The 8081-nt window shown below is 66.1% G+C and carries 8 protein-coding genes; 6 read left to right on the plus strand and 2 right to left on the minus strand.

Translation table 11 applies throughout. The features are described from left to right. The 6 genes from EOA28_RS16775 to EOA28_RS16800 form a co-directional block, all read left to right on the plus strand. Positions 1 to 400: glycine cleavage T C-terminal barrel domain-containing protein (locus tag EOA28_RS16775; RefSeq protein WP_148670738.1), on the plus strand; the 400-nt coding region annotated here is incomplete at its 5' end. A 1-nt stretch (position 401) separates the two neighbouring features. Beyond that, entirely contained in the window at positions 402 to 989 is a 588-nt protein-coding gene (locus tag EOA28_RS16780; RefSeq protein ID WP_127250232.1) for a hypothetical protein, read from the plus strand. Continuing rightward, positions 986 to 1894, plus strand: coding sequence for a dihydrodipicolinate synthase family protein (locus tag EOA28_RS16785; RefSeq protein WP_127250233.1), 909 nt, complete (start codon positions 986 to 988; stop codon positions 1892 to 1894). The genes EOA28_RS16780 and EOA28_RS16785 overlap by 4 nt, the downstream gene beginning before the upstream one ends. A gap of 7 nt (positions 1895 to 1901) precedes the next feature. Next, positions 1902 to 2870 (plus strand): D-2-hydroxyacid dehydrogenase, encoded by a 969-nt coding sequence (locus EOA28_RS16790; protein ID WP_128315066.1) that lies wholly within the window; start codon positions 1902 to 1904, stop codon positions 2868 to 2870. 75 nt (positions 2871 to 2945) lie between these two features. Beyond that, complete coding sequence (locus EOA28_RS16795) at positions 2946 to 4487, plus strand: trimethylamine methyltransferase family protein (protein ID WP_127250235.1); 1542 nt, start codon at positions 2946 to 2948, stop codon at positions 4485 to 4487. Between the two features lie 12 nt (positions 4488 to 4499). Then, positions 4500 to 5990: a D-aminoacylase gene (locus EOA28_RS16800; RefSeq protein ID WP_127250236.1), complete on the plus strand. Its 1491-nt coding sequence runs from the start codon at positions 4500 to 4502 to the stop codon at positions 5988 to 5990. Here the strand turns inward: EOA28_RS16800 and EOA28_RS16805 are convergent. Together EOA28_RS16805 and EOA28_RS16810 are read right to left on the minus strand one after the other, a co-directional pair. Next, positions 5975 to 6640 carry an isochorismatase family cysteine hydrolase gene (locus EOA28_RS16805; RefSeq protein ID WP_126082262.1) on the minus strand — a complete coding sequence of 222 codons (666 nt, stop codon included), beginning with the start codon at positions 6638 to 6640 and terminating at the stop codon, positions 5975 to 5977. The two genes, EOA28_RS16800 and EOA28_RS16805, sit on opposite strands and share 16 nt — an antisense overlap. Next, complete coding sequence (locus tag EOA28_RS16810) at positions 6637 to 7920, minus strand: Zn-dependent hydrolase (protein ID WP_127250237.1); 1284 nt, start codon at positions 7918 to 7920, stop codon at positions 6637 to 6639. Before EOA28_RS16810 ends, EOA28_RS16805 begins: the two co-directional genes overlap by 4 nt. Positions 7921 to 8081 lie beyond the last annotated feature (161 nt).

Genomic DNA, 8081 nt, shown 5'->3' on the forward strand with positions numbered 1-8081 from the left:
GATCGGACAGGATTCGGATGCGATCACCACGCCCGACGAACTCGGCTTCGGCTGGGCGGTCTCGAAGAAGAAGCCGTTCTTCGTCGGCAAGCGCTCCATCGAGATGCGCGCAAGGCTCGGGCAGACGCGCAAGCTGGTCGGGCTGCAATTCCCCGCCGGCGCCAGCAACATCCCTGGCGAAAGCTGCCTGGTGCTGCGCAATGGCGCTCCCGTCGGCCAGATCACCTCGGTGGGATATTCGCCGTCGCTCGGGCATTATATTGCGCTGGCCTATGTCCACGTCGAGGACCAGGCGGAAGGCAGCCGCGTGACGGTGAAGTGCCGCAATGGCGAGCTGGTCCACGTGCCGGTCGTCGGCCACGCCTTCTTCGATCCGACCAATGCGCGGCAGGAGATCTAAGATGGCCGACGGCACCGCGACCCGCCTCCATCCCTTCATGCCCGGCGGCGCGGCCGACGGCACGACGCTGATTTCCGGCGCGGTCACGCTGAGCGATCTTACAGACAAGCCGCGCTTCGGCCTGAAAGGCGGCGGCAGCGCCGACTGGCTCGGCCAGCGCGGCATTCCCCTCCCCGCAGTCAACCGCATCGGCGAGCATCGCGGTACGAGGGTCCTTCGGCTCGGCAACGAGGACATCCTGCTCCTCGCGGAGGACGCCGCGGAAACTCTCGCCGATGTTAAAGCCATCTGGCAGGCCGCCCCGGCGCCGAAAGGCTACTCGTCATGGCGCGAGGAAGGGTGGGCATGGATGCGGCTTTCCGGCCCCCGCCTCGCCGAAGCGATGTGCAGTCTTTGCGCGCTGGACCTGAGATCGCAAAAATTCGGCGCCGATGATATCGCCCAGACCCGCGTCGGCCATATCGAGGCCGTGACGTTCCGTTCGCCGGCAGGTTTCGACATACTCTTCGACGTCACCGCTTCGGCCTACTTCGCCCGCGCCGTGGCATCGGTGGCCGGCCACACAGACCAGCATAGAGGACATTCATGACCCGCCCGCAAGGAACCATCGCCCCGATCTTGACGCCGTTCGAAGACGACGGCCGCATCGCGCGCGATCTCTGGATCTCCCACGCTAAATGGGTGCTCGGCCAGGGCGCGCATTTCCTCTCGCCCTTCGGCACGACGGGCGAAGCGCTGTCGGTGTCCTTGCGCGAGCGCATGCAGGCGCTGGAATGGCTGGTCGAGGCCGGCATCGCGCCGGACCGGCTGATGCCCGGCACCGGCGTCACCGCGCTGCCGGAAACGGTCGAGCTTTCGGCGCATGCCGTCGGCCTCGGCTGCACCGCGGTCATGGTGCTGCCATCCTTCTTCTACACCGGCGCCGGCGACAATGGTCAGGCGCGCTATTACAGCGAGCTGATCGAGAAGGTGGCGAAGCCTTCGATGCGCGTGATCCTCTATCACATCCCGCAGAATTCGGGTGTGCCGGTCAGCCCCGCTCTGACGGCCAGGCTAAGCAAGGCCTTTCCGGACACCGTCGTCGCCTACAAGGACAGCGCCGGCGACTGGAACAACACAGCCGCCGTCATCGCCGCCGCGCCCGGTATCTCGGTGTTCCCAAGCTCGGAGGCGCAGCTCACCAAGGGTCTGGCGAGCGGCGCTGCTGGCTGCATCTCGGCCACGGTCAATCTGAACGCCGCCGCCATCCGCCGCCTCTATGACGCGGCCCGGAAGGGCGAGGACGTCACCGAGGCGGATGCCGCCATCAAGGCGTTCAGGAAGGTGATCCAGGATGCCGGACTGATCCCGGCGATGAAGGCCGTACTTGCGGTCAAGTCTGGCGACCGGCGCTGGCTGAACCTGCGCGCCCCGCACGAGAATGCGACACTGGAAAGCGGCCGAGCTTTGCTTGCCGCCCTCGGCAGCGCCGCCGACCATATCGGCCGCAATTGAGCTCGCGATGTCGGCGCGCCCAACAATCATCCTGCACACCGACAAGCCGGCGGGCGCACTAGCCGTGCTCGCCGAGACGCATCCGGACCTCGACGTCCGTGCCTGCGATACCTATGCCGGCCTTCCCGCTTTGATCGAACGAACCGCCGCGGAAGTGGTCTATTCGATCCGCTTCGACGGCACGCCGCGCTATCCGCGCCAAGCTCTCGTCGAGAGCCCGACGGTGAAATGGGTGTCGATCGGCGGCTCCGGCACCGATCATCTCGGGCGCTGGGATCCGGCGCATGTTATGGTCACGAATTCGGCCGGCGTCGCCGCAGGCATGCTGGCCGAATATGCGTTGGGCGCGATGCTCTCCTTCTCCCTCGACCTGCGCGGTTTCGAACGCCGGCAGCAGGCCCGCCAATGGGGCGGCGGCCGCGTCGAGCCGATCGAGGGCAAGACCCTCCTCATCATCGGCCTCGGCAAGACCGGCGAGGCCGTCGCGCGCCGCGCCCAGGCGATGGGCATGCGCACGCTGGGCGTCCGCGCACGGCCGAAACCAATGCCCTCGCTCGACGAGGTTCATGGTCCCGACGCGCTGCTGGCACTGATCGGCCGCGCCGATTTCATCGTCTGCTGCGTGCCTCTGCTGCCGACCACGCGCGGTCTGTTTGGCGAGGCCGCCTTCGCCACGATGAAGCCGTCCGCCGTGCTCATCGACATTTCGCGCGGCGGCGTCGTCGAGGAGGCCGCGTTGTTGAGCGCGCTCGACAACAAGCGGATCAAGGGCGCGGCGCTCGACGTTTTCGCGACCGAACCGCTGCCGGCCGAGCACCCGCTCTGGGGTTACGAAAACGTCGTCATCACGCCGCATTGCGCGGCGGTCTATGACGGCTGGGACATCAAGTCGTTGCACATGTTCGCCGACAATCTGGCGCGCTACCGCAAAGGTGAGCCGCTGGAGAATGTGGTCAATCCGGAACGCGGCTATTGAAAGCAATTCCAGGAAAAGTGTGAGCGGTTTTCCGTCCGGAATTGCGAAGAAAGAGGATCGGGAGGAAATAATCCGATGTCACAGGACAGGCGCGGCGGCGGTCGCCGATCGAAGCTCGGACGCAGCGGCGGCGGCATCGCGCAACTGCCGTGGCAGAGCGTGAAAAATCCCTACCCGCCCATGCAGCTTCTCGACGAGGAGCGCATGGAGCAGTTGCACAAGACATCGATGCGCATCCTGTCGGAACTCGGCATCCGCGTCATGAGCGAAAAGGTGATGGACCTGTTCTCCAAGGCTGGCGCCACCGTCGATCGCGAGAGCAACACCATCCGCATCGACGAGAGCATCGTCGCCGAGGCGCTGCGCAACGTTCCCTCCTCCTTCACGCTGACCAGCCGCAATCCCGAAAAGCAGCTCCATTTCGGCGGCAACTCGCTGGTTTTCGGACTGGTCGCCGGTCCGCCCAATGTGCATGACCGCATCAACGGCCGGCGTCCAGGCAACCTCCCCGACTACCAAAACTTCATCCGGCTGGCGCACCACTTCAACGCCATCCACATCATCGGCAACCAGGTGGTAGCGCCGATCGAATTGCCGGCCAATTCGCGCCATCTCGACACCTACCACGCCAATCTGACGCTGAGCGACCTCTCCTTCCATTGCACCGCGATTGGCCGCGCCAGGGCGATGGACGGCATCAACATGATGGCGATCGCGCGCGGCATCTCGGTCGAGGAGATGCGCGCTTCGCCGGGCGTGACCACGATCATCTCGATCAACTCGCCACGCCTGTTCGACGACGCGATGGCCGAAGGCCTGATCGCCATGGCCGAGCATGGCCAGCCGGTGACGGTCACCCCCTTCACGCTGATGGGCGCGATGACGCCGGTGACGCTTGCCGCCGCGCTCTGCCAGCAGAATGCCGAGGCGCTGTTCGGCGTGACGCTGACGCAGCTCGTCAACCCCGGCACGCCGGTGATGTACGGCGCTTTCACCTCCAATGTCGACATGAAGTCGGGCGCGCCGGCCTTCGGCACGCCGGAAAACGCCAAGGCCAACATCATCGCCGGGCAGTTGGCGCGCCGCTACAATTTGCCCTACCGCACCTCCAACGCGAATGCCTCCAACGTCGTCGACCTGCAGGCGGCCTACGAAACTGAAATGGCGACCTGGGGCGCGGTGCTTGGCGGGGCCAATCTGATCTATCACGCCGCCGGCTGGCTGGAGGGCGGGCTGACAGCGTCCTACGAAAAGCTCGTGCTGGACGTCGAGATCCTGCAGAACATGATGGAGTTTCTGCGGCCGCTGCCGTTCCAGGAGGACGACCTCGGCTTCGAGGCGATCAAGTCGGTGCCGGCCGGCGGCCATTTCTTCGGCGCCGAGCACACCATGTCGCGCTACACCACCGCCTTCTACCAACCGATGCTCTCCAACTGGCAGAATTACGGCGCCTGGCAGGAAGCCGGCGGCAAGGACGCGCTGGAGCGGGCGACCGAGCTCTGGCAGCAGGCCTTGCACGATTACGAGGAGCCGGTGATGGACGCCGCGATCCGCGAGGAGCTCGACGCCTATGTCGCGCATCGCCGCGAGGAGATCGCGGCTAATCCGGAAGCTTAGGAAATTTATGCAATGCCTTATGATCTTGTCATCCGCCACGCGACGCTGATCGCCGGCGACGGCTCGAAACCCTTCGAGGCCGACATTGCCGTCACTGGCGACAGGATCATGGCGGTCGGTCGGCTGGACGATGCGCAGGGCGTCGAGGAGATCGACGCCAAGGGCAAGGTGGTCGCGCCAGGCTTCATCGACGTGCACACCCATGACGACGGCGCGCTGCTAGCCCCGCGCGGCATGGACCCGAAGATCAGCCAGGGCGTCACCACGGTGATTGCCGGCAATTGCGGTGTCAGCCTGGCGCCGCTGCTGCTCGACAAGACCCCACCGCCGCCCTTCACGCTGGTCGGCGGCCGCGAGAATTTCCGCTTCGACCGTTTTGCCGACTATGTCGCCGAGCTGAAGCGCCGCGGCATCGCCACCAACGCCGCCCTGCTTGTCGGCCACACCACCTTGCGCCAGCGTTGCATGCCGGTGACCGATCGTCCGGCCACCGAAGCCGAAACGGCGGCGATGCAGGAAGCGGTTGCCGAAGCGATGGCCGAAGGCGCGTTCGGCCTCAGCACCGGCCTCGACTATCCACCGGCCGTCAACTCCTCGACCGACGAGGTCAAGGCTCTGGCCGCCACGGCGGCAGGCCTGGGTGGTCCCTATGTCACCCACACGCGCAACTATTTCGAGACGATGGACGGAGCCATCGAGGAAGCGATCGACATTGCCGATCACGCCGGCGGCAAGCTCTTCATCTCGCACCACCAGTGCACCGGCCGCGCCAATTTCGGCAAGAGCCGACCCTCGCTGGAGCGCATCGACCGGGCGCGCGAGGCGATGGATATCGGCATGGACGTCTATCCCTATGCCGCGAGTTCCACGGTGCTGCGCCTGGAGCGCTGCGACACCGGGCTGAAGATCCTCATCACCTGGTCCGACCCGCATCCGGAGATGGCGAGGCGCGAGATCGCCGACATCGCGCGCGAATGGAACTGCACCGAGCGCGAGGCCGGCGAGCGTCTGCTGCCGGCCGGCGCCGTCTATTTCCAGCTGGACGAGGACGATGTGCGCAACATCATCGCGCATCCGCGCACCATGATCGGCTCGGACGGCCTGCCGCACGACATCCATCCGCATCCGCGCCTGTGGGGCACATTTCCGCGCGTGCTCGGGCACTACGCGCGTGATGTCGGCCTGTTCAGCCTGGAGGAGGCCGTATTCCGCATGACCGGGCTGCCCGCGAAGGAATTCGGCATCGCGCAACGCGGCCTGCTGGCCGAAGGCAACTTCGCCGATCTCGTCGTCTTCGATCCCGAGACGATCATCGACACCGCCACCTTCGAGGAACCGCGCCGGCCCGCCGCCGGTATCGAGCATGTCTTTGTGAACGGCGTATCGGTGTGGCGAAAAGGGAGAGCCACTGGAGCGCTGCCTGGCGCGGTTCTCAAGCCTTCGGCCTCAAAGCCGATCGTCAGAGGCGCATGCAACTCCGGCGCCGATCACAGCGCCTCGTAAATTCCATCGACCGTTTCCAGTGTGTAGGCAAATTCCACCGGCCGCGTGCAGCGCCAGCCGTCGAAGGGGTGGTCGGCCAGCGCCTTCAGCGCCTCGGGATGGCGAAGAATGCCGCCGCCATAAAGCCGGTTCGCCATGTCGAGCATGCCGGTGCGGTGCATGGCCTCCGTCATGCTGCCGCAGGCGTCCTTGACCAGCCAGACGCGAAACCCCTCGTAAACCGCGTCGAAGACGCTCGCGGTCACGCAGCTGTCGGTGAGCACGCCGGTGACGATCAGGGTCTCGATGCCAAGGGCGGCGAGCCGCTGCGAAAGATCGGTCCGCCGAAAGGCGCTTGGCCAATGCTTGTGGATGACGATGTCGCCGGGCAGCGCTGCCACCTCGGCGCAGATTTCGGCGCCGTTGCTGCCCGCCACCGCGGAGCGGAATTCCTCGGTCAGGATCTCTTCCTGCCGCGCATAGCCGTCGCGTTCCTCCGGCTTCACCCATGCCTGCGCATGGATGACGGGCACGCCCGCCGCACGGGCGGCTCCGATCAGCGCGGCGGTGTTGGCGAGCACCGCGTCATAGCCGACGACCGGCCAAGCCGCGCCGGGGCGGTATTCGTTCTGCAGGTCGATGACGAGCAAGGCGGTCTTGGCGAGGTTCATGGCTGATCCAAGGGATTGTCGAAGTCTGTGACGAAGCGGAAGAGCAGACGGATCGCCTCATCGAGGTCGGCGATCTCCATCGCTTCATGCGGGTTGTGGCTGCCGTTCTCGTTGCGCACGAAGACCATGGCGGTTGGAATACCGGCGCCGGCAAAAGTCGCCGCGTCGTGTCCCGCCCCGCTCGGCACATGCGATGCCCGCATCTGCAATTCGGTAGCGGCGCGATCCAGCTTGGCGGCCAAATCTGCCGACATCGTCGCCGGCTCCCAAGTGAAACGCTGCCCGAGTTCGAACGCTACGCCCCGCCTGGCGCTAACTTCAGCCAGAATAGTCCGAAGCCGCGCCTCGACACGTTCGAGAACCGTCGCTTCGGCGCTGCGCACATCCAGCGTGAAGCCGAGCTCGCCCAGAACCCGGCTGCCGCCATGCTGTGTCGGATCGGATTGCACACGGCCGAAGGTGATTGTCGCCTCATGGTCTTCGCGCTCCAGCGCATCCCATTCGATCTCAAGCGCGGCGACCAGATCGGCAAAGCCAAGCACGGCGTCATGCCGGGCGAAGCGCGGCTCGGCGCCGGAATGGGCATAGGCGCCAAGGCATTTGGCGTCGACATAGCGGAACCCGCCGGCAATCCCGGTGACGATGCCGACCGGCGCGCCAGCGGCGACAAGCCGCGGTCCCTGCTCGATGTGCACCTCGACGAAGGCCGCGATCCGCGCGGCATAGATCCCCGGAACCCCGCGCCGCACCGCATCGGGGTCGAACCCTTCCTCTCGCATGTGTTCGGCCAGCGTGCGGCCGCTGTCGGATCGTTTTGCTTCAAGCGCCTCCGGATCGAGCAAGCCAAGAGCCGCCTGGCTGCCCGGATAGGACAGCGGAAACCAGACGGCTTCCTCGGCGCGCGTGGCCAGCACGATGAGATCGCGCGGCAATTGGACGGCTTTCGCGACCAACTCGGCCATCACCGCCAAGCCCGCCACAACGCCGGCGGCGCCGTCGAAATTGCCGCCATGCGCCACACTGTCGAGATGCGAACCGACGACCAAAGCCGGCAGGTCCGGATCGCGGCCACTGAGCGTCAAATAGAGATTGCCGGCGGCATCGGTGCGCGCAACCGCGCCGAGCTTCTGCGCCTCCTCACGCACGAGGTTGTGGGCGAAGCGCTCGCCGGGTCCGTAGGCGATGCGCGTGATGCCCGGCGCATCGGTCGTGGCTTCAGCGAGTGTCTCCAGGATGCGCCCGGCCAGGTGACCTCCGGCCGTCAGGATGGCGCTGTTCATGAAGCAACCTTGCTGGCTTCGGGCGTGACATTGCGCAGACGGTGCGGTGTGAGATCGTCCAGCGACACGCCTTGCCTCGCGACATCGTCCGGCAGGCCGCCGCCGGCGATCAGGCTGGCGCAGACGCGCGACAGCGCCGGCGAGGTCTTGATACCGTAGCC

The organism is Mesorhizobium sp. M2A.F.Ca.ET.067.02.1.1, assembly GCF_004023285.1.
Classification (GTDB): Bacteria; Pseudomonadota; Alphaproteobacteria; order Rhizobiales; family Rhizobiaceae; genus Mesorhizobium.

Coding starts and splice junctions, on each gene's coding strand:
- EOA28_RS16810 (WP_127250237.1), bottom strand. CDS start 7,920: ATGAACAGCGCCATCCTGACGGCCGGAGGTCACCTGGCCGGGCGCATC.
- EOA28_RS16785 (WP_127250233.1), top strand. CDS start 986: ATGACCCGCCCGCAAGGAACCATCGCCCCGATCTTGACGCCGTTCGAA.
- EOA28_RS16800 (WP_127250236.1), top strand. CDS start 4,500: ATGCCTTATGATCTTGTCATCCGCCACGCGACGCTGATCGCCGGCGAC.
- EOA28_RS16780 (WP_127250232.1), top strand. CDS start 402: ATGGCCGACGGCACCGCGACCCGCCTCCATCCCTTCATGCCCGGCGGC.
- EOA28_RS16795 (WP_127250235.1), top strand. CDS start 2,946: ATGTCACAGGACAGGCGCGGCGGCGGTCGCCGATCGAAGCTCGGACGC.
- EOA28_RS16790 (WP_128315066.1), top strand. CDS start 1,902: ATGTCGGCGCGCCCAACAATCATCCTGCACACCGACAAGCCGGCGGGC.
- EOA28_RS16805 (WP_126082262.1), bottom strand. CDS start 6,640: ATGAACCTCGCCAAGACCGCCTTGCTCGTCATCGACCTGCAGAACGAA.